Origin of the sequence: Collimonas antrihumi (genome assembly GCF_018304965.1) — a bacterium.
Lineage (GTDB): Bacteria > Pseudomonadota > Gammaproteobacteria > Burkholderiales > Burkholderiaceae_D > Collimonas > Collimonas antrihumi.
This window is the reverse complement of sequence record NZ_JAGQED010000026.1, coordinates 39,164-63,882: the sequence shown is the minus strand read 5'-3', so window position 1 is coordinate 63,882 and position 24,719 is coordinate 39,164. Positions and strand designations below refer to the sequence as shown.

Sequence of the window (24,719 nt, the reverse complement as noted above, 5' to 3'; positions counted from 1 at the left end):
AGGGTTTTTGCTTTGGGAAAACGGTTTGTAAAAAACTGCGAAAAATCTCAAAAACAGAAAGAAGGTAGGCTCGGCACAGCTGCCCACGCCTGACCGTCATAGCCGGAGTGCAAGCGTACGCGTTACCAACTTCTGATTAATCCCCATCAATGCGAATGCACCCTGAGCGCCCCGGGAATATCGTGACTATCCAGTCCCCCGGCCTCCAGCCAGCGACGGGTTTCCGCCGCCGCCCGGTCTATCAGCAGGCCGCACTGGCTATAATCGTACGGCGAGACGTCCAGCGGACATAGCGGAGCAACCACAGCAATTGCCGCATGCGATGCCCAACGTTCCAGATCAGATACCAATTGACGCGCAACCAGCAAATTGAGCGCACTCATGGCGTGCTCAAGTGCGCCTTTCGGTTGCCGTCGTTCGGCACAGGTAAAACCGGTGGCAAGCACGATGACGCGTGTTGCCCCAAGTCGTATCGCGGTGGAGATGGGCGTATTGTTGGCGACACCACCATCAATCAGCATGTTTCCGTTTAGAGGGACCGGTGGAAAGACGCCGGGAATAGCCGTGCTTGCCAGTACCGCGTCGACTGCCGAGCCGGAAGAAATAACAATTTCATTACCGGTTCTCATCTCGGTGGCGACCACATGCACCGGAAGATCGGCATCTTCCAAGGTGCGGTTACCGAAATGTTCATAGAGAAGCGCACGCAATTTGGCAGAGCTGACCAGATGACTGCCTTTGCCCCGAAATGCGCCGAGGAGCGACAGAATCGACCAAGGCAAGATCTGTTGACGGCGGATGCCTCGCCATAAAAACTCCAGGCGCATCGCGCCGGCCGTATGCGGCTGATAGGCAAAAAACACACTATTGATCGCACCGGCAGAGGCGCCGACCAGGAAATCGGGGCGTACCCCTGACGCGGTCAATTCTCGCAACATGCCGGCTTCAATTGCACCAAGACTTCCACCGCCGGCGAATACAAATGCGGTCTTTTCCATAGTGGCAACCCGTGAACAGCCATAGGCGGTACATGGCGACGTGTATAGCGTACTCCAGCGAGCATCGGCGCGCCAGCGGTTAAGGGAAAGGCGATTCAGGATTCAGGGATTCAGATAAAATTGCCGGATCAATTAAACGCACAATCTGAAAGCGCACATGTCCGCATCGAACCAACCACTCGTCACACTGGTCCAGGCAGCCGAAGCGGATTTCGAAGAACTGGTTGCATTGCGCATAGCGGCCATGCGAGAGAGTCTTGAACGTATCGGCCGCTTTGATCCGGTTCGGGCGAGGGAACGGTTCCGCTCCGGTTTTTCAGCCTCACATACGCGGCACGTGATAGTGAACGAGCTGAAAGTCGGCTTTGTCGTAGTCAAACCAGCTCAGGACCAACTACTGCTGGATCATCTCTATATCCGTCCTGGCAGTCAGGGTCAGGGGATCGGGGCAGCGGTACTCACGCAAATCTTTAAGGAAGCAGATGACCGGTCAATGCCACTGCGCGTAGGTGCCCTGAGGGAGAGCGATTCTAATCGTTTCTACCAGCGTAATGGCTTTGAATTTCTCGCAGAAGAGGAATGGGATATTCATTACCTTCGCCCATCGCGCTAACCTTACTTCACAGTAGCGTCAGCGCAGTATCAATTTCAGCGCCGGCTTTTCGCCATAATCCTCGTAGCGTTCATTAATCGCGGTGACGCAAAATTCCAATTCTTCGATGATCTCGACGGCTTGCTGGCGCAGTTTTTCGCTATGCAATACCTCAATGGTCAGCACCTCGTTTTCCTGCAATCGGAACTTGCTCATGCCGTCTTCATCGCGTAAATAACTGAGGCAATCGACCCAGGCATTCATGTTGCGGCCATAGAACTCGGGAAAGCCGAATACTTCCGCGCATTCGGTATGAAAGCTATCCCAGTCGGTAATGATTTCGCCATTCAAGCGGGCGCTTGGCATAATGTTTTCTCCTGCTTATATTCAATATCGTCGGCCGAACTTACCACATCCGGGCTTATCAAGTCTGCCGTGACAAGTTGCGATGCGTTTCGAAGTATCCGCATCTTCAGGATCAAGCCGATGATCGCAACGAACGATGTGGCAGCAATCGCCCATAGCGTGTTGTTCCTGAGTGCGCGTGATCCGGCACGTCCTGCCGGTGGAAACGGAGATTGACTCATTACCTGGCTTCGTCAGTATCGGAGGAGGAATCGGCCGTCGTTGCGAGGCCAACTATACACAAGCTTAATACGCAAACTTAAAACGCAAGCTTACCTGACAAAGAAAAAAGGGATCCCGGTTGCGGAATCCCTTTTTAAATTCGATCCGGCTCGGCCCCGCCGTCTTACTCGGCAGCGCTATGCAACACGCTCTCCGGCAACGGCACTTTGAACCAGCGTTGGGAGTTGACGTTGAGCATGCCGTTTTGCTTGATGCGGCTCAACATGGTGTTTATCTTGGCTAGCAAGGCAGGTTCGTTTTTGTTGATGCCGATAAAGCAGGGCGAATCCTTAAGCACGATTTTCAGCTGAGTTGTTTCCACTTGCTCTTTGCTAAAGGCAGAAATCAGGACATTACCCGCGGCCAGCAACGTGGAGTCACCCTGCAAGTAGGATTTGACGGCCTCCGGTTCGGTAGCGAAGCGCTTGATATTGGTCGATGCCGGTGCAATCTTGCTCAACTCGCCGTCTTCGATCGAGCCTTTGAGCACGGCGATGCTCTTGCCAGCCAATCCCGCAGCATTCTTGACATCGACATTCGGGGCACCGAATACGCCCAGATAAAACGGCGCGTAAGCTTGTGAAAAATCGATCTGCTTTTGGCGCTCCGCATTTTTACCCAGGCTGGAGATGACCAGGTCGACATGCCGGTTCAATAGCGAAGGGATGCGCTCACCGCTGTCCAACGGCACCATATCCAGCTTGACGCCCAGTTCCAGCGAGATCATCCTGGCGATCGATACATCAAATCCTTCCAGTGCCTTGTATTGATTCGAGGAGCCGAACGGCGGTGTATCTTTAGGCACCGCGATACGTATCGCGCGACGATTTTGCACATCTTCCAGTGCATCGGCGCGGCTTTCCCGGGCCGGCAGCAGGGTGCCAGCCAAGGCAATAGAGTAGACAAGAATACATGCAAATACACCGGTGCAACGCTTCACAAGACGACTCCCAGAATTAATTGAACGAACCCATATCTATTTTTCAATGACTGGCGACGCAACGCAACGCGCCAAGCACAGGATTTTATGTCTGGGTGGAAAGTTTGTATACGGAATAATCGGGAATTGTTTCGCGCTGTTTCTTTCTTGCGAATTTGTGCGAAAACTGTAGCGATACATACAGAGATACAGCGTGATATCAGTGATGCGTTGATGAACGGATATAGACCGAGTTGCAACGCTTAGCGAATATCCGAGATCAATCTTGACGCCGTCGCCTGTTTCGTTACACTTCGTGAAACGGGAGAGGTCCTTGGGTAGCCTTGGGCAATCGCATTTTGCCAGTTACCGGCCTGTAGGACCCCTGGCATCAAAAGCAGGATACGATCTCCCGATCCCCCCAAACGCTCACCCATTTCCTGTCGCGCCACGCCACTCATGCCCACCGACATAGCCTCCCTGCTTTTCGCCCTGACCGTCAGCATGCTGACGATGGCGATCGCATTACCGGCAGTGATGGGAAAAGTTAATGCGGCGGCGCGCCGGGCGCAGCTCGGCATCTTCCTGCAGGCGACTGGCTGGGTGCTGCTGCTTCTGTCCGGACTGGTCGAGGCCGGTTCATGGACGGACCGCTCGCTGTCGACGCTGTCGATGGCTGGCATCGCCGGCGGCCTCGCCTTGAACGCTACAGCATTCGACCTGTGGTGCGGCCGCACGGGACACGCCCGTGCGCCGACGATCATTGCCGTTGTGCTGACTCTCGGTTACGGGATTGGATTTTCAAGTTATGCGTTTCGGGTGGGCTGGGCCAATGGCCTGCTGGCGCTCCAGATGGCATTGGTGGCGGTGACGCTTTGGCGCGCGCCGCTGGTGCCTGTGGGCAGATGGCGCTGGCTGCTGATCATCGCCTTGATTGCCCAGATGGTGGTCACTGCCTGGCGCGGTGTGCTGGGCGCTTTTTTTACCGAGCAGTTTCCTGCATTTCTCACCCCGCATCCGGTGAATATTGCGTTCGCTATGGTCGCCAATGCAACCGCCGTGCTGTCCCTGACAGGAATCCTGCTGGCGCACCGCGATGAGGCGGCGCGTGCTCTTGAGCGTTTGGCGACAGTTGACGCCCTGACAGGGATACTCAACAGGCGCGCATGGCTGGTGCAATCCAGCGTCGAGCTGGAAAACAGCGTGCGCTATGACCAGCCGCTAGCCGTGCTGATGCTGGACCTCGACCATTTCAAGCAGATCAACGACAGCCGCGGACACGAGGCCGGCGATCACGCACTTCAGTTTTTCGCCAAGGCGCTCCAGGCGGCAGTGCGCATCGGCGATGTAGTGGGCCGGTACGGCGGGGAGGAGTTCGTCGTGCTGCTGAATTATGCCAACCAGGCCGCCGCGAAGGCATTCGACCAGCGTATGCGCGCCTACCTTGCTGAAGCGACGATGCGCGAACTCGGCCACGAGTTGAGCTATAGCGCCGGCATCGCCATACGCAGGTCCGCCGATGATACGCTCGAAGCGATGCTGCGGCGTGCCGATGTGACGCTATACAGCGCCAAGGTCCAGGGCCGGTCGCGCACTCTCGATGCGCAGGATTTGCAGCTACTGCATGCTGAAACAGCCGGATAATTTTTAAAAAAGCTGTTTCAAGTTTGCAAATATTTACAACAAATTTCACAATCTGCGGCATCCCTATGCCAGGGCCTCTGTCTATCTTCCGGCAGATGCCGCGAACAATCCACTTTCTGATAAGGCACGGTCGAGCGCACGCTGGAATTGCTGAAACGCGGCACCCGGCAGCGGCTTCGCCAGCAGAAACCCCAATCCCTGATCGCAACCCAGCGCGGTAAGTTTGACCAGTGCTGGTTCGATAGCTTGGAAACGACAGCCCGTTGACGAATCAACGATCGGTTACAAAGGAATTAATCGTGGCCACGGTCATTCTCGCAGTCGGTTCATTTACCAGCTGGTTTCGCGTTCAGCGGTTGAAGATATTTTGTGGATCGAGAGATCGGCACCTTCAAACTCTTGCTCAGCGTCGAGCCGGATGCCGATGAATTTTTTCAGCATGCCGTAAACCATCCAGCCGCCGGCGCTGGCGATGGCTATCCCCAGCAACGTGCCGCACAGCTGCGACAGGAATGACACGCCACCCAAACCGCCCATTGCCTTGAGCCCGAAAATACCGGCCGCCAGTCCGCCCCAGACCCCGCATAAACCGTGCAGCGGCCATACGCCGAGAACATCATCGATTTTCCATTTGTTTTGTGTCAGCGTGAACATCCAGACAAAGATGGCGCCAGCCGCGCCACCGGTGAACAGCGCCCCCAGCGGGTGCATCAAATCGGAGCCGGCGCAGATCGCCACCAGGCCCGCCAGCGGCCCGTTGTAGATAAAGCCCGGATCATTTTTGCCGAGCAACAAAGCTACCAAGGTACCGCCTGCCATTGCCATCAGTGAGTTGAGCGCCACCAGGCCATTCATCTTGTCCAGCGTTTGCGCGCTCATGACGTTGAAGCCGAACCAGCCAACGGTCAAGATCCAGGCGCCCAGCGCGAGGAATGGGATATTTGATGGCGGATGTGCTGCCACCGCACCGTCCTTGGTATAGCGGCCACGTCGCGCGCCCAGCAGCAGCACTGCGGGCAGCGCAATCCAGCCGCCCATGGCGTGCACCACGATCGAGCCGGCGAAGTCGTGAAACTCGGCGCCGAAGGCGGACTGCAGCCAAGCCTGGAAGCCGAAATGATGATTCCAGGCAATGCCTTCGAACAGCGGATAAACCAGGCCGACCAAAACCGCGGTGGCCAGCAACTGTGGATAAAATTTCGCGCGTTCGGCAATGCCGCCTGAAATGATGGCTGGAATGGCGGCAGCGAAGGTCAGTAAAAAGAAAAATTTGACCAGTTCGAAGCCGCTTTTGGCGGCAAGTAATTCGGCGCCGCGAAAAAAGTCGACGCCATAAGCGACGGTGTAACCGATGAAAAAATAAACGATAGTCGAGACAGCAAAATCGGCCAGGATTTTAACCAGCGCATTGACCTGATTTTTCTTGCGTACCGTGCCCAGTTCCAAAAAGGCAAAACCGGCGTGCATTGCCAAAATCATGATAGCGCCTAGCAAGATGAACAAGGCATCGGCACCGTTTTTATGATCGTCCAAGCAAAAATCTCCCAATAGTTGTGCAAAAAAAATCGCGTCGCTGTGCACAAGCAAAAATCATTCCATTTTGGTGAGATTTTTAAGTTATTGTATTTAAAGGAAAATATCTATTCAGAGTTTCATGGCGCAGCGTATTGCACACTAGTTGTGCGGTGCGCATGCCATTTCATGGTGCATGTATGGTTCCCGCCGCGTTGCTTCAAATCTGCGTGATTTCACCGCGCCGGTTCAATCCCCCATTTTTGGAGTTAGCCCGCATTCGCAACACCAAAGATGCGGAGAATGTCACTAACAATCACCGCACAATATGCGGTGATTAACTTGTGCTTGCGGTGAATAGGGATCATAATCTCCGCATGAATAGCGGCGATTACAAATACATCTGGCTGGACAACGACTGGCCGAACTGGCACTTCGACCTGGCGGCATTAGCGGGTCAGATGGTGGAAGTGGGTCGTGCCCAAGGCCTCTTGATGGGCCGCCTGGCCGATGTCGGGATGGTGCTGCGCGATCAGGCCAGCCTGGCGGCGCTCACCGAGGACGCGGTCAAGACCAGTGAGATTGAAGGCGAGACCCTCAATGTCGAATCCGTGCGATCATCCATCGCCCGTCGTCTGGGCGTGGACATCGGCGCCCTGGCCCCGGTCGATCGTCACGTCGAAGGCGTGGTCGAGATGGTGATTGACGCCACCGCCAACTGCAACGCGCCGGTGACTAGGGAGCGCTTGTTCGGCTGGTACGCCGCGCTGTTTCCAACCGGCTATTCAGGTCTATCCAAGCTCAACGTCGCCACCTGGCGTGACGATGCCAGCGGCCCGATGCAGGTCGTATCTGGCCCTATCGGCCGCCAGCGGGTGCATTTCGAGGCACCGCCAGCCGATCGCCTGGAAGCGGAAACAAGTCGTTTTTTCGACTGGGTCAATGACACAACGACCGAACCGTCGCTGATCAAGGCGGGACTTGGCCATCTGTGGTTCGTCACCCTGCACCCGTTCGACGACGGCAACGGTCGTATCGCCCGTGCCATCGGCGATTTGTTGCTGGCGCGCACAGATGGTAGTCCGCAGCGCTTTTATAGCCTGTCGGCGCAGATCCAGCGGGAGCGCAAGGCCTACTACGATATCTTGGAGCGGACCCAAAAGGGGGCGCTTGATGTCACCGAGTGGCTTGCCTGGTTTCTCGATACCCTGCATCGCGCCATCGAACAGGCGCAGCACACACTCGACGCGGTGCTGGCCAAGGCGCGGTTCAGGCAGCGCTGGGCCACGACGCCGCTCAACGAGCGACAAGTGAAACTGCTCAACCTGCTGCTCGACGGTTTTGAAGGCAAGCTCACCAGCAGCAAATGGGCGGCGATCGCCAAGTGCTCGCCAGACACGGCGCTGCGTGACATCACCGATCTGCTGGCACATGACGTGTTGCGGAAATCGGATGCGGGTGGGCGTAGTACCAGCTACGAGCTGAACGCGGCATCAGGGTAGGTCAGGGGAAGGGGAGGCGGCGGGAATCTCCCGGGTTTTCGCTTGCAAGCGAAAACCGCTCAGACAGCGGCAAGCATGCTTGCCGAAACCCTGTCTTCGCCCCGCGTCCGTACCGGACACGGGTTCGACCTCCGATCCATCAATACCAATAAAAAAGGCCATCCTGAAGGATGACCTTTTGTATTGGTGGTGGAGGCGGCGGGAATCTCCCGGGTTTTCGCTTGCAAGCGAAAACCGCTCAGACAGCGGCAAGCATGCTTGCCAAAACCCTGTCTTCGCCCCGCGTCCGTGCCGGACACGGATTCGATCTCCGATGCATCAATACCAATAAAAAAGGCCATCCTGAAGGATGACCTTTTGTATTGGTGGTGGAGGCGGCGGGAATCGAACCCGCGTCCGCAAATCCTCTACAGACAGTTCTACATACTTAGCGCTGTCATTTGATTTAACCCAGCCGACGCGGACGCACACGCTTCGTTCAGGCGAGTCACCTAAATTTAACTTTTAGCCAAGTAACCCGACTAAAAGCGATTCCCTGTAAATGACTCTACTGCTGTTTTTACCAGCCCACCCCAGGGACGAGATGGTGTAGAGCTAACCGGTTATTAAGCGGCTAGTGCGTACGAGTTATCGTTTGCAGTTAGATCTATTCCGATTGTATTTACGAGGTAGTCGGTCCTCGGTATGCCCTGCGCTGCTTTGTAACCCACGTCGAAACCAGGTCGCCCCCAAGCAGACTGCTATTGTAGCGTACTTGGAGTCTTCGTGTCAGGACCTTGCCAGTATTGAAACCAGGGCCTTAACCCTTATTTCAGCGCAAAGTCGACCCGATTCGGCTGGCCCTTGTCTTTGATGTCGTCGGCAGTCAATTTGGGCGCTATCAGGAAGATTCGTTCGAGCGGGATCTGGCCCTTGGTTTCCAGGTATTTGCGGACCGCCTCGGCGCGTCGGGTTGCCAGCGCGCTCAAGGCGTCCTGGGTCACCGGGGTGTTGGCAACAATCAATTTTTCCATGTCCGCGGTCGGCAGCGATTTTGCCAGGCCGACGATGTTACGGGGCTTGTCGAATTTTGAGGAACCATACACTTTGCCCATGTATTTTTCTTTGTCGGCATCGGTCAGGGTCACATCGTCCGAATCGGCATCGTCGCTTTGATCGACCGAATCCTTGAGCTTCAGCGCTTTCAGCTTGCGGTTAAGCATTTGCTGACGGACGCCGTCGGTATCGGTTTTCGGGTCGACCCGGCCGGTCAGGTCCAGCTTCAGCGCCGGACGGTCAATCAGCGCCTTGGCGATGGTATCCAGCTTGCTTTGCGTGGCCGCGGTGAGAGTGGCCGAGCCAGGAGCGAACTCAGCGTAGCCGAGCTCGTCGCCGCCGCTGCCGCCGAACGCCGAGCTGATCAGCGCGAATGGCGAGGTGACGGCTTTGACGATCAGGTTGATGAAAATGCGGACGATGATGCCGCCTATCGAAAATTCCGGGTCCGACAAGGTGCCGGAGATCGGCAGGTTGATGTTGATCTGGCCGTTACGGTCTTTCAGCAACGCTACCGCCAGCAGTACCGGCAGCTTGGTCGCGGTCGGGCTGTCGATCTTGTTGCCGAATGTTAACTGGTCGATACGCACACTGTTTTGCGCTACCAGCTTGTCGTTTTCTATGTGATAGCTGACATCCATCGACAATTTACCCTTTTCGATGGCGTAGCCGGCGTACTTGGCGGCATACGGTGTCAGGCGCGGCAGTTCGACGCCGTTAGCGCTGGCCTTGATGTCGAGGAACATCGGCTTGAACAGGGGGTTCAGGGAGCCTGAAATGGCGACCGGCGCATCGTTATCGATCTTGCCGTTCAAGTCGATCGGCGCCGGTTGCGGCTTGTCGGAGGCGATAGCGCCGACGGTACCGTTCATGCCAGTCATGTTGGCGGTGTAATTCGGCTTGACGAAGTTATCGGTGTAGTTGATGTTGCCGCCTTTGATGACGACCTGGCCGACTTTGATTACCGGCGCATTTGCCTTGGGTGCGGCAGGGGCGATCGGCGCCACCGTGGTGGTGCCTTCGGAAGTGGTTTTTGTGACCTTCTGCGGCGCCGGGCTGCCTGCTTCGGCCGAAGTCAGCGAAGGCGCAGGTGCGCCCGCCGGCGCGTTCTTCGATACCACGATATCTTGCAGGTTGAGTTTGGCTTTGTCGGACAAGATGATACGTGCGTAGAAATCGTTTAGCGCGACTTTTGCCAACGTCACGTGCTGTTGCTGGGCGCCGCCGATATTGGCGTTGATGCCGCTCACGTCGAGCAGTTTCCATTTCAGGAAATCCACTGAATTTTCTTTATCCAGCACGCGGAAATTCGCCAGGCGCAGGTTGCCGTTATAACTGGTCGCGAGTTCCTGGCGGCCGCCAGGCAGCGTCAGCGCCAACTTGCCTTTGCTGCTGGCCAGGCCCGAAGTCAGGACCACATTCAGGTAATCGGTGAAATAGGGTTGCAGTGCGGCGACCGGCAGATTTTGCGCGTCGAGATCGAGCGCGACGGATTTCATTTGCGCCGCGACGCTACCGTCGACCGATAATTTTCCGGTTTTATTGAGCTGCGTGCGCAGGGCAACCTTGATAGGTTTGTCGAGCTTGCTGGAGATATTTTCGGCGCTCAGGTTGAGACCGTCGGCGCGCAACTTGACCGCCGGTTTTACCGAGTCGTCCAGGTAAGCAAGGCTACTGTCGCTGACGGCAAACTGGCTCAGGGTGGCGACCCATCCCGGTCCGGCTTTTTTGGCAGATGCGTTGGCGGCCGCCTTGTTTGCGCCACCATTGTTGGCGACAAACTGCTGCAGATTGAGTTTGCCCTGGGCATCCCTGCGCACGTCACCCTGTATACCTGTCAGGCGCAATGCATCGGCATTGAAAGTGTGCGCTTCGGTATCTACGCTGGCGTTTTCCAGGCTGATCTTCTTGGCGCCGATGCTGCCGCCTGCACTCGCTTTTGCCGCCACTTTGAGATCGTCGACATCGATGCCTAGTTGATGCAACCGGACGCGGCTGCCATCTACCGCCAGCAAGGTATTGAGCGATAACTGACCGGATAGCACCGCTGCCAGAGAGCGATTGACGTAGGGCTGGTACTGCGCGAGGGATAAGGCGTTGATGCTGGCCTTGCCGGCGACGATTCCTTTGGCGGGAGTGATCTGGCCGATGAACTGGATGTGCTGCTCATTTTCGGTGCCGCTGGAAAGCGTCACGGTAGCAGGTTTTGCGTCGGCCGCCATCGATAGCCCGGTCGCATTCAGCGCCACGTTCTTGACCTGCAGGTTCAGTGCCGGTGACGCATTGGCTGCATCCAGCCAATTGACCGTGCCATCATGAATAGCGAGCTTGGCCAGAGTCATTTGCGGTGGCGGGCTCGCAGTTTTTTTCGGCGCGTCCTTGACGATTTCCTGTTTGGCGGCCGGCGTGCTCAAGGCAGCCCAGTTCAGGCTGCCATTAGCGTTCAGGTTAACCCAGACTTCCGGTTGCCGGATCTCGATCTGATCGAGTGCGGCGCTGCCGGTGAGGAGATTGAGCTTATTCATCTGGACGTCGATCGCCTGCGCCTTGAGCAGCGGCGCTGCATTCTTGTCAGCCATTGCGACGTCGGCCAGTTTGATCGCTCCCGATAGCAATACTTCAGGTTTGTCTTTGTTACGCACAAACGTCAGATCGAGCTTGGTCGACAGTTTTGTGCTCTGGATGGCCAGCGGTAGCGCCACCGGAGAAAACGCCACGAAGCTGGCGACGTCCAGCTGTTCGATATCGATCGCCAGCGCGGTTTCCATGCTGCCGGCGAATGGTTTGCTACGTCCTTTCAAATCGAACGGCGTGCCGTTGACCTTGGCCGAGACATGCGGTTGCACGAAGGTGTCGACCTTGCTGGGGAAATTCGATACATAAGGCAGGCCGATGTTGAGCGCTTCTATGTCAACCAGTTTGTTGGTCACCTTGTCGTCGAACTTGATGGTGCCGTTTTCGAGCTGGATGTTGGAGACCGAAAACAAGGTAGGCTTATCGCTCTTCGGCATCGCCAGAATGCGGTCGATGACGTCGGAGAAATTGTAGCGGCCGATGCCGTCGGCGCTGGTGCGCACGAGATGCAGATTGGGATTGACCAGCCTGGCTTCGTTCAGCACTGGCGCCAGCCGGAACAGCGAAGCCGACGAGGCGTTGACCAGCAACGTTTTTGCCGAGAATGCCGCGGTGGTTTTGTCCTGCTCATAGAGCGTGAAATCGGATGCCGTCAGCGTCAGGGTGAAAGGATTGAAGGCGATCTTGCCGACCGTTGCCTTGCGGCCGATCTGGGCTTCGACTTGTTGTTCGACCAGGTGTTTGGCGACCGGCGGCACCGCCAGCCAGCTGATCAGTGCCAATACCAGCAAGACAATGACGGTGATGCCGGTCCAGCGCAGGGCGCGCGGCAGCCAGGAAGGACGTGGGAAGTTTGCCATTTTTATTCCTTTGGGCAAGGATGTCCACAATATACTGCCAGACAGCCTTGCCCGCTAATTTATGCAATTTTTCGAACCGGCTGGCGGCAGGCTGCCGCTCAATCGATCAATCAACAATGTTCAATCACGCGCAGGCGTGTGCGCTGATGCCGTACATGGCAGTCACTGCTGCGGTAGCAGGGCCAGCAATTGGCGTGGTGTATCGATCAGGGCGTCTGCTTCCCAGGTGTTCGGCGCGCTCTCGCCGCAATAGCCCCAGGCCACGGCGACGGTAGCCATGCCGGCCGCGCGGCCGGCTTGAATATCGCGCAGATCGTCGCCGACATACCAGCATTCCTGCGGCTGTAGATTGAGGCGTCGCGCGGCTTCCAGCAGCGGCTCCGGATGAGGTTTCGAATGGGCGGTGGTGTCGCCGGAAATGACGCAATCGGCATCTGCCAGGCCGATCTGTGCAACCAGGGGATCGGTAAACTTGGCAGCCTTGTTGGTCACCACTCCCCAGCCGAGATTGCGTTGGCGCAGATCGTCGAGTAGCGCCGGTATGCCGTCGAACAGGGTGCTGTCGACCGCCAGCGCGGCGGCGTAATGATCAAGGAAGCCGACCCGCAATTCTTCATAGTCGGGATCGCCCGGTTTCAGGCCGAAGGCGGCGCCGATCATGCCGCGCGCACCGGCTGACGTGTGCGGCCGCAGTTGTTCGTAGGGTGTGCTGCTCAGACCGCGATCGTTGCGCAGCCGGTTAAGCGCGGCGGCCAGGTCCGGGGCGGTGTCGGCAAGCGTACCGTCAAGATCGAACAGAATGGCGCGCGGCATTGGCAAGGGCATGGTAATTCCTAAAGTACGAGTAATAGGCCAACAAGCAGGCTAACAAGCAAGCAGACAAGCGGACAGTGCAATGCCCGCCCACGCAACACGGCTAGTCGGGCCGGGTGCAAGCCATCAGATAGTTGACGCTGGTATCCTGGTTGAGCGAATAGATCAGGGTGAGCGGGTTATAGCTCATGCCGCGCATCACATCGACCGTCAGCCCGGCGTTGCGAGCGAATTGCGCCAGTTCCGCCGGCGTGATGAACTTGTCGTAGTCATGCGTGCCTTTGGGCAGCATGCGCAACAGGTATTCAGCTGCCAGGACCGCCTGCAGATAGGCTTTCAGGTTGCGGTTCAGGGTCGAGAAAAACACCTGGCCGCCAGGTTTCACCAAGGTGGCGCAGGCGCGCACGATGGATGCCGGATCCGGGACGTGCTCCAGCATCTCCATGCACGTCACGACGTCGAATTGCCCGGCTTCGCGGCTAGCCATTTCTTCGGCGGCGATTTTTTCATAACGGACTTCGATGCCTGACTCCAGGCTGTGCAGGTCGGCAACCTTCAAGGCTTTGTCGGACAGGTCGATGCCGGTAACGATCGCGCCTTTTCGTGCCATCGACTCAGCCAGGATGCCGCCGCCGCAGCCGATATCCAGCACATTCTTGCCGGCAAGCGGTGCGCGTGAGTTGATCCACTCCAGGCGCAAGGGATTGATTTCATGCAGAGGGCGAAACTCGGATTCCGGGTCCCACCAGCGGTGAGCCAGGTCGCTGAATTTCTTGAGTTCTGAAGGGTCTGCGTTCATAGGTTGAATCATAGCTGGAAAGTACGGTTTTGCGGTTTGTTGTCTGATTAAAAACCATCGCGTAGGGTGGGTACCGGTGCCCACGCATGACCTCAAATTCACTACCGCGCTTATCGCAGGCGGCATTGGGTTGCGGTCGGCAACGTGTGGGCAAAAAATCTTGCCCACCCTACATTGTCTCAGTGAATCACAATGCGAAAAAAAACCCCGCCAAGGCGGGGTTCTGATCGAGTCTGAATCGATTACTTGGTACTTGTACCAACAACTTCGATTTCAACGCGACGGTTTTTAGCGCGGCCAGCAGCGGTCTTGTTATCAGCGACCGGTTGCGACTTGCCTTTACCTTCAGTGTAGACGCGGTTAGCTTCGACACCCTTGTGTACCAGGTATGCCTTGACAGCTTCAGCGCGGCGAACCGACAATTTTTGGTTGTAAGCAACTGAACCGACGGAGTCAGTATGACCAACAGCGATGATGACTTCCAGGTTGATTGCGCCCAGTTTCGATGTCAGATCATCCAGCTTGGCTTTGCCTTCCGGCTTCAGGACAGCTTTGTCGAAGTCAAAGAATGCGTCAGCAGCAAAAGTAACTTTTTGCGAAACTGGTGCTGGTGCAGGAGCAACTGGTGCTGGAGCTGGAGCAACTGGAGCAGGTGCAGCTTGAGCGATTTCGCCGTCGCAACCTGGAACCGAATCAGCTGGTGTCCAGTAGCCAGTGTGCCAGCACAGACCGTACGGGTCACGTGCGATTACACCGCGTGCATCTTGCACATAAGCACTGTTAGGAGTGTTTGCCTGGATATCTTTGATTTCCTGCGCAGAGGCAGAGAGTGCGACGACTGCGGACGCAGCGAAGACGAGTTTTGCTAATTTATTCATGTTTCTCCTCTCGGTTGAGATATCCGCAGATTAACTGCGCAACTAATATACGACATCAAAAATTGGATAGTACCACGTGGTTCAGGCCGTTACGTGTGGGTTTGACCACACGCAATGAACTTGACCACCATTCTGCCACAGGCTTCAAGCGCTAGCGAAGGATGCCAAATGATCCAGCCCACGTTTCGCCTGCTTCGTTGTTTTCATACAACATAACAATATGAAAACAGTACCACGGGCAACATCTTACATCGGCGCAAGAAAACTATCTATTTTATTTTAATTTACTTGTACTTTTATTACGACTCGACGATTAGGGCTCAGGCAACTAACCAGCTTTTTGCGACTCAAATTATTGCTGCAGTTCAATACTGGGTCGGATGCGCCGGCGCCGACGATTTCCATTTTATTTGTGATGCCTTTGCTTTTCAGATAATTGGCAACATTGGTGGCGCGTTGCACTGACAGTTTCCGGTTGTCTTTTTCGTTTCCAAGGCGATCGGTATGGCCGGTAACTAATATAAGGTCGGCGCTGGCGCAATTTGTCATTTTGGCAACTACTTCCTGATCAATGCGTTGCTTGACTGCACTGGTCAGTGTTGCCTTCCCGAAACTGAAATTCTGGTCGCTCGCCAGGGTCACGTTGATGTTGCATTGCGCTCTGACAGTTGCCGGCGCGACTTCCTTGTTGGCAATCATCGGATCGGCGACCAATGCCGGTGCGCTGGCCTTCATTACCGGCGATACCAATGCGCCATCGCAGCCGGTAACCGCGTCGTCCGGCTCCCAATAACCGGAGCGCCAGCACAAGCCATCCTGGCTGCGAACGATCGGACCGCTTCCATCTTGCAAATAAGCACTTTTTTCAGGAGCCTGAACAGCAGTGGTTTGGGCGAAGCCCGAATTGGACGCAGAACCGAGGGCCGAGCCTAACAATAGGCAGAGCGCAATTGAAGAACGCATAAATTGTTTCCTGAAAGAAATAACAATGGCGAGATTGTTTTTAAGATCGCCGGATTGTCGGGCAAGGCGGCATTTAAACATATTTTTTCCGAGAGGCAGGTTTTCTGCCTGTACCGCCTTGCCTGAAAAGCCAGAATAGCCTCTCTCGCGTGCTAAAATCACGCGGTTATACCTTTGTTTCCAATCGCGTTTCGCCACCAGCTGGCAGATCGGTTGCGAACGCTGGTTCTATCGCAGGTTCTACATTGATCAACCCAAGTAAAGATTGGCCGACTCGCTAAATGGATCAATTCGCTAAAGAAACAATCCCAATTTCCCTCGAAGAAGAAATGCGCAAGAGCTATCTCGATTACGCGATGAGCGTGATCGTCGGCCGTGCGCTGCCGGATGTGCGTGACGGCCTCAAGCCGGTGCATCGTCGGGTCTTGTTCGCGATGCATGAAATGAACAACGTCTGGAATCGCCCGTTCGTGAAGTGCGCGCGCGTGGTCGGTGAGACCATGGGTAAATACCACCCGCATGGCGACGCCTCGATCTATGACACGCTGGTGCGTATGGCGCAACCTTTCTCGCTGCGCTACATGCTGGTCGACGGCCAGGGCAACTTCGGTTCGATCGACGGCGACGGCGCGGCAGCGATGCGTTACACCGAGTGCCGCCTGGACAAGATCGCCGGTGAATTGCTGGCCGACCTGGACAAGGAAACCGTCGATTTCGTGCCGAACTACGACGGCAAGGAAAAAGAACCGTCGGTGTTGCCGACGCGTATTCCGAACTTGCTGATCAACGGTTCGTCCGGGATCGCGGTCGGTATGGCGACCAATATTCCGCCGCACAATCTGACCGAAGTGATCGACGGCGCATTGCACGTATTGCGCAATGCCGATTGCACGATCGACGAGTTGATCGAAATCATCCCGGCGCCGGACTTCCCGACCGCCGGCATCATCTACGGTGTGTCCGGCGTGCGCGATGGTTATCGCACCGGCCGTGGCCGTGTAGTGATGCGGGCCAAGACCCACTTCGAAGAATTCGGACGTGAAGGCCGCACCGCGATCATCATCGATGAATTGCCGTACCAGGTAAACAAGAAGGCATTGCTGGAGCGTATCGCCGAACTGGTGCGCGACAAGAAGCTGGAAGGCATTTCCGATCTGCGCGACGAGTCGGATAAATCCGGCATGCGCGTAGTGATCGAGCTCAAGCGCGGCGAAGTAGCCGAAGTGGTGCTGAACAATCTGTACAAGCAAACGCAGCTGCAAGACACCTTCGGCATGAACATGGTGGCGTTGGTGGACGGTCAGCCGAAACTGCTGAACCTGAAGCAGATGCTGGAATGCTTCCTGTCGCACCGCCGCGAAGTCGTCACACGGCGTACCGTGTTCGAATTGCGCAAGGCGCGCGAACGCGGCCACGTGCTGGAAGGCCTGGCGGTAGCGCTGGCGAATATCGACGATTTCATCGCTCTCATCAAAGCCGCACCGACCCCGCCGGTAGCGAAATCCGAGCTGATGGCGCGTGCCTGGGATTCCTCCATGGTTCGTGAAATGCTGGCCCGTACCGGCGATGAAAACATCGGCGGCATCGAGTCCTTCCGCCCTGAGAATCTGCCTAAGCATTACGGCATCCAAACTGACGGCATGTACCGTCTGTCGGACGACCAGGCGCAGGAAATCCTGCAAATGCGCTTGCAACGCCTGACCGGTCTGGAACAAGACAAGATCGTCAACGAATACAAAGACGTGATGGCGCAGATCGCCGACTTGCTGGACATCCTGGCCAAGCCGGAACGCGTCACCATCATCATCACTGATGAAATGACCGCGGCCAAAAACGAATACGGTATCGGCAACAAGGATGAGCGTCGTTCGCAGATCGAGTTGAATCCTACCGATCTCGGTACCGAAGATCTGATCACGCCGCAAGACATGGTGGTGACGTTGTCGCATACCGGTTACATGAAATCGCAGCCAGTCTCGGAATACCGCGCGCAAAAACGCGGCGGCCGCGGCAAGCAAGCGATGGCCACCAAGGATGACGACTGGATCGACCAGCTGTTCGTCGGCAATACCCACGATTACATTTTGTGCTTCAGTAATCGCGGCCGTTTGTACTGGCTGAAAATCTGGGAAGTGCCGCAAGGTTCGCGCAACTCGCGCGGCAAGCCGATCGTCAACATGTTCCCGCTGCAGGATGGCGAGAAGATTACCGTGGTGTTGCCGTTGTCCGGCGATAACCGCACCTTCCCTGAAGACCGCTATGTCTTCATGTCGACCAGCCTTGGCACCGTCAAGAAGACGCCATTGTCGGACTTCAGTAATCCACGCAAGGCCGGCATCATCGCGGTCGATCTGGATGAGGGCGATTTCCTGATCGGCGCCGCGCTGACCGACGGCCAGCATGACGTGATGCTGTTCTCGGATTCCGGCAAGGCAGTACGCTTTGACGAAAACGATGTACGTCCGATGGGCCGTACGGCACGCGGTGTGCGCGGCATGAATCTGGAAGAAGGCCAACAGGTCATCGCCTTGCTTGTCGCGGAAAACGAACAGCAATCGGTGTTGACAGCAACCGAAAACGGCTTCGGCAAACGTACCCCGATCACCGAGTACACCCGCCATGGCCGTGGCACCAAGGGCATGATCGCGATCCAGACCAGCGAACGTAACGGCAAGGTAGTTGCCGCTACCTTGGTTGAGCCTAGCGACGAAATCATCCTGATCACCACCGGTGGCATCCTGATTCGCACCCGCGTTGCAGAGATCCGTGAAATGGGCCGCGCGACTCAGGGCGTGACACTGATCGCGGTGGAAGACGGCAACAAGCTGAGCGGTTTGCAGCGTGTGGTCGAGTCTGATGCCGAGGTTGACGTTACTGAGGCTGCTGAGGCTGCTGAGACTGACGCCGGTACCGATGCTGGCAGCGATACCGACACAGGTGGCGGCGCCGACCCGGCGGCAGAGTAAAAAGAGTATCGCGACTCAGCCCGTTAGCTGAGTCGCGCATGGCTTTACGCAGTAAGGTTGTAAGCAAGGTTGTAAAAGCACAGTAACGCCATCTGTTGGTTCGTAGTTATTCTCGCTTCTGGTTTTTTATCTGACGATATTCATCATGCCTATCTATAATTTTTCTGCTGGTCCCGCCGTGTTACCGAAAGAGGTGTTGCAGCAAGCTGCCGCCGAAATGCTGGATTGGGAAGGCAGTGGCATGTCCGTGATGGAAATGAGTCATCGCGGCAAAGAATTCATGTCGATCCTGGCGGCGGCGCAGCACGATTTCCGTGAGTTGTTTGCGGTTCCGGCCAACTACAAACTGCTGTTCATGCAAGGCGGCGCGATTGCCGAGAACGCGATTATTCCGCTTAACCTGTTGGGCCGCGACGGTCGATCCCAGCCGGCCATCAGCGATTACATCAATACCGGTTCCTGGTCGACCAAATCGCTGAAGGAAGCGCGGCGCTATGGCAACGTCAACGTTGCCGCATCTTCTGAAGATAGCCATTTCGCGCAAATTCCTGAGCGCGACAGCTGGCAGTTGTCCAAAGATCCGGCTTACGTCCATATCTGCACCAATGAAACCATCGACGGCGTTGAATATCAATTCACGCCCGATATCGCAGCTGAAACCAATAACGCGCCACTGGTTGCCGACATGTCTTCGCATATCTTGTCGCGCGTGGTGGATGTTTCTAAATACGGCGTGATCTACGGTGGCGCGCAAAAGAATATCGGCCCGGCCGGATTGACCTTGGTGCTGGTGCGCGAAGATTTGCTCGGCCATGCGTTGCCGGCTTGCCCTTCCGCGTTCAACTGGAAAACCGTGTCCGACAACGATTCCATGTACAACACGCCGCCGACCTATGCGATTTATATCGCCGGGCTGGTGTTCCAGTGGATCAAGAAGCAGGGCGGCGTCGCCGCGATGGAACAGCGCAATATCGCCAAGGCGGCGCTGCTGTATGACTATCTGGATTCCACCGATTTCTACCGGACCAAAATCGCCAGCAACAGCCGCTCGCGCATGAATGTGCCTTTTTTCCTCGCAGATGAAACGCTGAACGAGGCTTTCCTGAGCGGCGCCAAAGAAAGCGGCTTGTTGCAATTGAAGGGGCATAAGTCGGTCGGCGGCATGCGTGCGTCGATCTACAACGCGATGCCTTTGGCCGGCGTGCAAGCCTTGGTGGCATACATGAAAGAATTCGAAAAGCAGCGCGGCTAGTCAGGTCGGACATCGGTACGGACTGCTGCGGTTGGCGATGATCTGCTTAGCCAAGTATTAGAACCAGAGATAGAAATACAGTAAACATGAGCGAAGATAAACTCCTCCCCCTGCGTCAACAGATCGACGCAATTGACGCAGAAATCCTGGCCTTGCTGAATCGCCGTGCGCAAATTGCGCAAGAGGTCGGCCACGTCAAGGCTGAGACCAATGCGCCGGTGTTCCGTCCTGAGCGCGAAGCGCAAGTCTTGCAAAAAGTGGCCGAGCGCAATCCCGGCCCGCTGCAAGGCAGCGACGTGCAAACCATTTTCCGCGAAGTGATGTCGGCTTGCCGCGCGCTCGAAAAGCGCGTCACGGTCGCCTATCTGGGCCCGGCCGGCACCTTTAGCGAACAGGCGGTGTACCAGCAATTCGGTCACGCGGTAGAGGGTTTGGCTTGCGTATCGATTGACGAAGTATTCCGTGCGGCGGAAGCAGGCACGGCGGATTTCGGCGTGGTGCCTATCGAAAATTCGTCCGAAGGCGTGATCAATCGCACCCTCGATCTGCTGTTGCAGACCACGCTCAGCATCAGCGGCGAAGTATCGATCCCGGTGCATCACAGCCTGATGAGCAAAGACGGCAGCATGGATGCCGTCACCCGTATTTGCGCGCACTCGCAAGCGCTGGCGCAATGCAATGCCTGGCTCAACCAGCATTACCCGAATATCGAACGGCAGGCGGTTGCTTCCAATGCCGAAGCGGCACGCATGGCTAGTGAAAATGCTACGGTGGCGGGGATTGCCGGTGAGATCGCCGCGCAAAAGTATGGCTTGGAAATTGTCAGCGCCCATATCCAGGATGATCCGCACAATCGCACCCGTTTCGCTGTCGTCGGTCGCCTGAAAAACGGCGCCAGCGGCAAGGACCAGACTTCGCTGGTGCTGTCGGTGGCGAACAAGGCCGGCGCTGTGTACAAGTTGCTGGCGCCGCTCGCCAAGCATGGCGTTTCGATGACGCGTTTCGAGTCGCGGCCGGCACGCATGGGCGCATGGGAATACTATTTCTATGTCGACGTCGAAGGCCATGCAGAAGACGACAAGGTAGCCAAGGCACTGGCAGAACTGCAGCAAAACGCCGCGTTCTACAAGCTGCTGGGGTCGTATCCGCGTAGTTTTTGAACAACGCAGTACCGAGCAAGCATTCAACTTAATTTTTTGTTTTGAGAGCAGACAATGTCAATTAAATTTGGTCCAGAGTATGTGCGTGCTATCGCCCCATATCAAGGCGGCAAGCCGATTGCTGAAGTTGCGCGCGAGTTCGGCCTGGACGAAGCCAATATCATCAAGCTGGCGTCCAACGAAAATCCGTTAGGGATGCCGGAATCGGCACGGCTGGCGATGGAAAAGGCAGTCGCCGATATCGGCCGTTATCCGGATGCCAACGGCTTCGATTTGAAAGCCGCCATCACTGCCAAATACGATGTACCGGCAGAGTGGATCACGCTGGGCAACGGCAGTAACGATATCCTTGAGCTGGCCACCCACGCATTCGTGCAAGCAGGCCAGGCCGCGATGTATGCGGAATATTCTTTTGTGGTGTATGCGCTGGCCACCCAGGCTGTCGGCGCGCGTGCGATCGTGGTCAAGGCCAAGGAATACGGCCATGACCTGGAAGCGATGGCGGCCGCCATCACCGACGATACCAAGCTGATCTTCATCGCCAATCCGAATAACCCGACCGGCAGCTTCATCCCGGCCGCCGAGCTCGAGGCTTTCCTGGCGCGGGTGCCGGCGCACATCGTGGTGGTGCTGGACGAGGCTTACAACGAATACCTGGCGCCGGAACTGCAATACGATTCGATTGCATGGGTGCGTAAATACCCCAATTTGCTGGTTTCACGCACCATGTCCAAGGCCTATGGCCTGGCCGGCTTGCGCATCGGCTTTGGTATCGCGCAGCCGGTGATTACCGATTTGCTGAACCGCATCCGCCAGCCGTTTAACGTCAACTCGCTGGCGCAGGCCGCAGCGGTGGCGGCCCTGAACGATACCGCTTTCTTGCAGCGTAGCGCGCAGTTGAATCGCGACGGATATAAACAATTGACGCAGACTTTCGATGAGCTGGGTTTGGAATATGTGCCTTCGTTCGGTAACTTCGTCATGGTCAAGGTCGGCGAGGACGAGGCTGCGGGCGCGCGTGTCAACCTGGCATTGCTGAAGCAGGGCATCATCGTGCGGCCGGTCGCCAACTATGGCTTGCCGCAATGGCTGCGCGTCACCATTGGTTTGCCAAGTGAAAACGCCGCTTTCATCGAAGCGCTGAAAAAACTGCTGGGCTGATGGGATTGGAATAATTTCTGCTGCGTCATTGGCGACCCCAGCTCGGCGCCCCCGTCTCGGCGCCCCCGTCTCGGCGACCCCGTCATTCCCGCGAACGCGGGAATCCATTTTACGTAGCAATTTGGATTCCTCACCTTGGATCCCCGCGTTCGCGGGGATGACGCAAGTTTAGAGCTATCCTTAACCAGTGCTGTTCTATCTTTATTGAGTTGAAGCATCAATGGTGTTCAAGAAAATCGCAATATTTGGTGTGGGATTGATCGGCGGTTCTTTTGCCCTGGCGTTGAAAAAGGCCGGAGTAGTGGAGCAACTGGTCGGTGTAGGTCGTCATCTCACGACCTTGCAGCGCGCACAGGAATTGGGCGTTATCGACGTCATCGCCACCTCGGTAGCCGACGCTGTCACTGGCGCCGACCTGATCCTGATCGCGGCGCCGGTCGCGCAGACTGGCGCTATCCTGGCCAGCATCGCGCCTCATCTCCAGTCCGGCACCGTCGTGACCGATGCCGGTAGCACCAAATCCGATGTGGTATCTGCTGCGCGCGCGGCGCTGGGCGACAAGATTGCGCAGTTTGTGCCGGGCCATCCGATCGCGGGCCGCGAACAGAATGGTCCCGAGGCAGCACTGGCCGGGCTGTACGTCGGCAAGAAAGTGGTATTGGCGCCATTGCCGGAAAATGCCGAGCAAGATATAGCCCGGGTCGCCGCTGCCTGGCAACAGTGCGGAGCGTTGATACATCGCTTGTCGGCACAGCAGCATGACGCGATTTTTGCAGCGGTCAGCCATTTGCCGCATGTGCTGGCGTATGCGCTGGTGGACGATATCGCCAACAAGCCGCACGCGGCTTCGCTGTTTCAATACGCCGCCAGTGGCTTTCGCGATTTCACCCGTATCGCTGGTTCATCGCCGGAAATGTGGCGTGATATTTCATTGGCAAACCAAAGCGCCTTGCTGAGCGAGCTGGATGCTTACCTGCTGCAACTGACGCGCTTGCGCGGCTTGCTGGCGGCTGGCGACGGCCCCGCACTGGAAGCCATCTACAGCAACGCACAACAAGCCAGGCACAGCTGGATCAGCGCCATCGAGGCGGCGGAACAACAGAACAAGGAAGGTGGAGATTAATGACTACGCAACGCAAGCAGCACTATCCCGAGTACATAGATCTGCATCCGGTGGCACGAGTGCAGGGTACGGTCCGGCTTCCCGGCTCCAAAAGTATTTCCAATCGCACTTTGCTGTTGGCGGCGTTAGCCAATGGCACCACGCAGATTCTTGATTTGCTGGCATCCGACGATACGCTGGTCATGCTGACGGCGCTCAAGCAATTGGGCGTGCTCTGGGAGCAGGCGGAAGGCACGCAGACTTATACCGTACAAGGCAGCAATGGCAGTTTTCCGGTGCATCAGGCCGACCTGTTCATGGGCAATGCCGGCACTGCGATTCGCCCGCTGACGGCAGCCCTGGCTGCGATCGGCGGCGACTACACCTTGCACGGCGTGGCGCGTATGCACGAGCGGCCGATCGGCGATCTGGTCGACGCCTTGAATGCTGTCGGTACCCGCATCGCCTACACCGGCGTTGCCGGTTATCCGCCATTGCATATCCAGCGGGGCCAGTTGCATAACCAGCGCATGCAGGTGCGTGGCAACGTTTCCAGCCAGTTCCTGACTGCCTTGCTGATGGCGGCACCGTTGATGGCCAAGCATGAAGCGGTGACGATTGAGGTAATCGGCGAGCTGATTTCCAAGCCCTACATTGAAATCACGCTGAACCTGATGCGGCGTTTCGGCGTGAACGTGGAGCGCGATGGCTGGCAGTCGTTTACCATTTCCGCCGGCCAGCAGTATCAAAGCCCGAAGGTCATCCACGTTGAAGGCGATGCATCTTCCGCATCTTATTTCCTGGCAGCCGGCGCGATTGCCGGCGGACCGTTGCGGGTTGAGGGTGTCGGCAACAACAGCATCCAGGGCGATGTCCGTTTTGTCGAAGCCTTGCAACAGATGGGTGCCACCATCACGATGGGTGACAACTGGATTGAAGCATCGTCGAGCGGCGTGTTAAAAGCCATCGATGCCGATTTCAATCACATCCCGGATGCCGCGATGACGATTGCAGTGGCTGCGTTATACGCCGACGGTCCCAGCACCTTGCGCAATATCGCCAGCTGGCGCGTCAAGGAAACCGACCGCCTCAGCGCGATGGCGACCGAGTTGCGGAAACTCGGCGCGACGATTGAAGAGGGTAGCGATTACCTGCGAGTGACGCCGCCCTCGCAATTGCAGCCGGCGACTATCGATACTTATGACGATCATCGTATGGCGATGTGTTTTTCGCTGGCTTCGCTGGACGGTGCAGCGTTGCGCGGCACCACCGTACGCATCAATGACCCGCAATGCGTCGCCAAGACTTTCCCCGATTATTTCACCGTGTTCGCGCAAATCGCCGAGCAGACTTTATTGTAAG

The 24,719-nt window shown here is 56.6% G+C and carries 18 protein-coding genes and 1 other RNA gene; 9 read left to right on the top strand and 10 right to left on the bottom strand.

Features of this window, described 5'->3' with window-relative positions; all coding sequences use genetic code 11:
- Positions 1 to 146: 146 nt before the first annotated feature.
- A complete protein-coding gene (locus tag KHU29_RS18120; RefSeq protein WP_211454430.1) occupies positions 147 to 998 on the bottom strand; it encodes a patatin-like phospholipase family protein in 852 nt (283 codons plus the stop codon).
- Positions 999 to 1,155: 157 nt separating this feature from the next.
- On the opposite strand from KHU29_RS18120, the gene KHU29_RS18115 reads away from it, so the two are divergent.
- The gene (locus KHU29_RS18115; protein ID WP_211454428.1) at positions 1,156 to 1,611 is read left to right on the top strand and encodes a GNAT family N-acetyltransferase; all 456 of its coding nucleotides are present in this window, start codon (positions 1,156 to 1,158) and stop codon (positions 1,609 to 1,611) included.
- Positions 1,612 to 1,629: 18 nt separating this feature from the next.
- On the opposite strand, the gene KHU29_RS18110 is transcribed toward KHU29_RS18115, so the two are convergent.
- Positions 1,630 to 1,956 carry a barstar family protein gene (locus KHU29_RS18110; protein ID WP_211454426.1) on the bottom strand — a complete coding sequence of 109 codons (327 nt, stop codon included), beginning with the start codon at positions 1,954 to 1,956 and terminating at the stop codon, positions 1,630 to 1,632.
- A gap of 385 nt (positions 1,957 to 2,341) precedes the next feature.
- Positions 2,342 to 3,157 carry a transporter substrate-binding domain-containing protein gene (locus tag KHU29_RS18105; protein WP_211454424.1) on the bottom strand — a complete coding sequence of 272 codons (816 nt, stop codon included), beginning with the start codon at positions 3,155 to 3,157 and terminating at the stop codon, positions 2,342 to 2,344.
- Between the two features lie 438 nt (positions 3,158 to 3,595).
- On the opposite strand from KHU29_RS18105, the gene KHU29_RS18100 reads away from it, so the two are divergent.
- Positions 3,596 to 4,780: a GGDEF domain-containing protein gene (locus KHU29_RS18100; RefSeq protein WP_211454422.1), complete on the top strand. Its 1,185-nt coding sequence runs from the start codon at positions 3,596 to 3,598 to the stop codon at positions 4,778 to 4,780.
- 330 nt (positions 4,781 to 5,110) lie between these two features.
- On the opposite strand, the gene KHU29_RS18095 is transcribed toward KHU29_RS18100, so the two are convergent.
- Positions 5,111 to 6,313 carry an ammonium transporter gene (locus KHU29_RS18095; RefSeq protein WP_211454420.1) on the bottom strand — a complete coding sequence of 401 codons (1,203 nt, stop codon included), beginning with the start codon at positions 6,311 to 6,313 and terminating at the stop codon, positions 5,111 to 5,113.
- A gap of 356 nt (positions 6,314 to 6,669) precedes the next feature.
- Between KHU29_RS18095 and KHU29_RS18090 the strand changes: the two genes are divergently transcribed.
- A complete protein-coding gene (locus KHU29_RS18090; protein WP_211454432.1) occupies positions 6,670 to 7,794 on the top strand; it encodes a Fic family protein in 1,125 nt (374 codons plus the stop codon).
- Positions 7,795 to 8,160: 366 nt separating this feature from the next.
- Here KHU29_RS18090 and ssrA read toward each other — a convergent pair.
- The 6 genes from ssrA to KHU29_RS22470 form a co-directional block, all read right to left on the bottom strand.
- Positions 8,161 to 8,524, bottom strand: a transfer-messenger RNA (tmRNA) gene (gene ssrA, locus KHU29_RS18085).
- A 76-nt stretch (positions 8,525 to 8,600) separates the two neighbouring features.
- Positions 8,601 to 12,263: a DUF748 domain-containing protein gene (locus KHU29_RS18080; RefSeq protein WP_211454418.1), complete on the bottom strand. Its 3,663-nt coding sequence runs from the start codon at positions 12,261 to 12,263 to the stop codon at positions 8,601 to 8,603.
- Between the two features lie 162 nt (positions 12,264 to 12,425).
- A complete protein-coding gene (locus KHU29_RS18075; protein WP_211454416.1) occupies positions 12,426 to 13,088 on the bottom strand; it encodes an HAD family hydrolase in 663 nt (220 codons plus the stop codon).
- 91 nt (positions 13,089 to 13,179) lie between these two features.
- On the bottom strand, positions 13,180 to 13,875 hold the full coding sequence (gene ubiG / locus KHU29_RS18070; protein ID WP_211454414.1) for a bifunctional 2-polyprenyl-6-hydroxyphenol methylase/3-demethylubiquinol 3-O-methyltransferase UbiG: 696 nt from the start codon (positions 13,873 to 13,875) through the stop codon (positions 13,180 to 13,182).
- A gap of 242 nt (positions 13,876 to 14,117) precedes the next feature.
- A complete protein-coding gene (gene ompA / locus KHU29_RS18065) occupies positions 14,118 to 14,753 on the bottom strand; it encodes an outer membrane protein OmpA (protein WP_211454412.1) in 636 nt (211 codons plus the stop codon).
- 279 nt (positions 14,754 to 15,032) lie between these two features.
- Positions 15,033 to 15,878 (bottom strand): OmpA family protein, encoded by an 846-nt coding sequence (locus tag KHU29_RS22470; RefSeq protein ID WP_211454410.1) that lies wholly within the window; start codon positions 15,876 to 15,878, stop codon positions 15,033 to 15,035.
- Positions 15,879 to 15,997: 119 nt separating this feature from the next.
- Here KHU29_RS22470 and gyrA point away from each other — a divergent pair, with 119 nt between their 5' ends.
- The 6 genes from gyrA to aroA all read left to right on the top strand — a co-directional run bounded on the left by gyrA (position 15,998) and on the right by aroA (position 24,718).
- Entirely contained in the window at positions 15,998 to 18,682 is a 2,685-nt protein-coding gene (gene gyrA / locus KHU29_RS18055) for a DNA gyrase subunit A (protein WP_211454408.1), read from the top strand.
- 145 nt (positions 18,683 to 18,827) lie between these two features.
- Entirely contained in the window at positions 18,828 to 19,934 is a 1,107-nt protein-coding gene (serC, locus tag KHU29_RS18050; RefSeq protein WP_211454406.1) for a 3-phosphoserine/phosphohydroxythreonine transaminase, read from the top strand.
- An 86-nt stretch (positions 19,935 to 20,020) separates the two neighbouring features.
- Positions 20,021 to 21,094: a prephenate dehydratase gene (gene pheA / locus KHU29_RS18045; protein ID WP_211454404.1), complete on the top strand. Its 1,074-nt coding sequence runs from the start codon at positions 20,021 to 20,023 to the stop codon at positions 21,092 to 21,094.
- A 54-nt stretch (positions 21,095 to 21,148) separates the two neighbouring features.
- Positions 21,149 to 22,255 (top strand): histidinol-phosphate transaminase, encoded by a 1,107-nt coding sequence (gene hisC / locus KHU29_RS18040; RefSeq protein WP_211454402.1) that lies wholly within the window; start codon positions 21,149 to 21,151, stop codon positions 22,253 to 22,255.
- A 220-nt stretch (positions 22,256 to 22,475) separates the two neighbouring features.
- On the top strand, positions 22,476 to 23,378 hold the full coding sequence (locus KHU29_RS18035; RefSeq protein WP_211454401.1) for a prephenate dehydrogenase: 903 nt from the start codon (positions 22,476 to 22,478) through the stop codon (positions 23,376 to 23,378).
- Positions 23,378 to 24,718 carry a 3-phosphoshikimate 1-carboxyvinyltransferase gene (gene aroA, locus KHU29_RS18030; protein ID WP_211454399.1) on the top strand — a complete coding sequence of 447 codons (1,341 nt, stop codon included), beginning with the start codon at positions 23,378 to 23,380 and terminating at the stop codon, positions 24,716 to 24,718. Before KHU29_RS18035 ends, aroA begins: the two co-directional genes overlap by 1 nt.
- Position 24,719 lies beyond the last annotated feature (1 nt).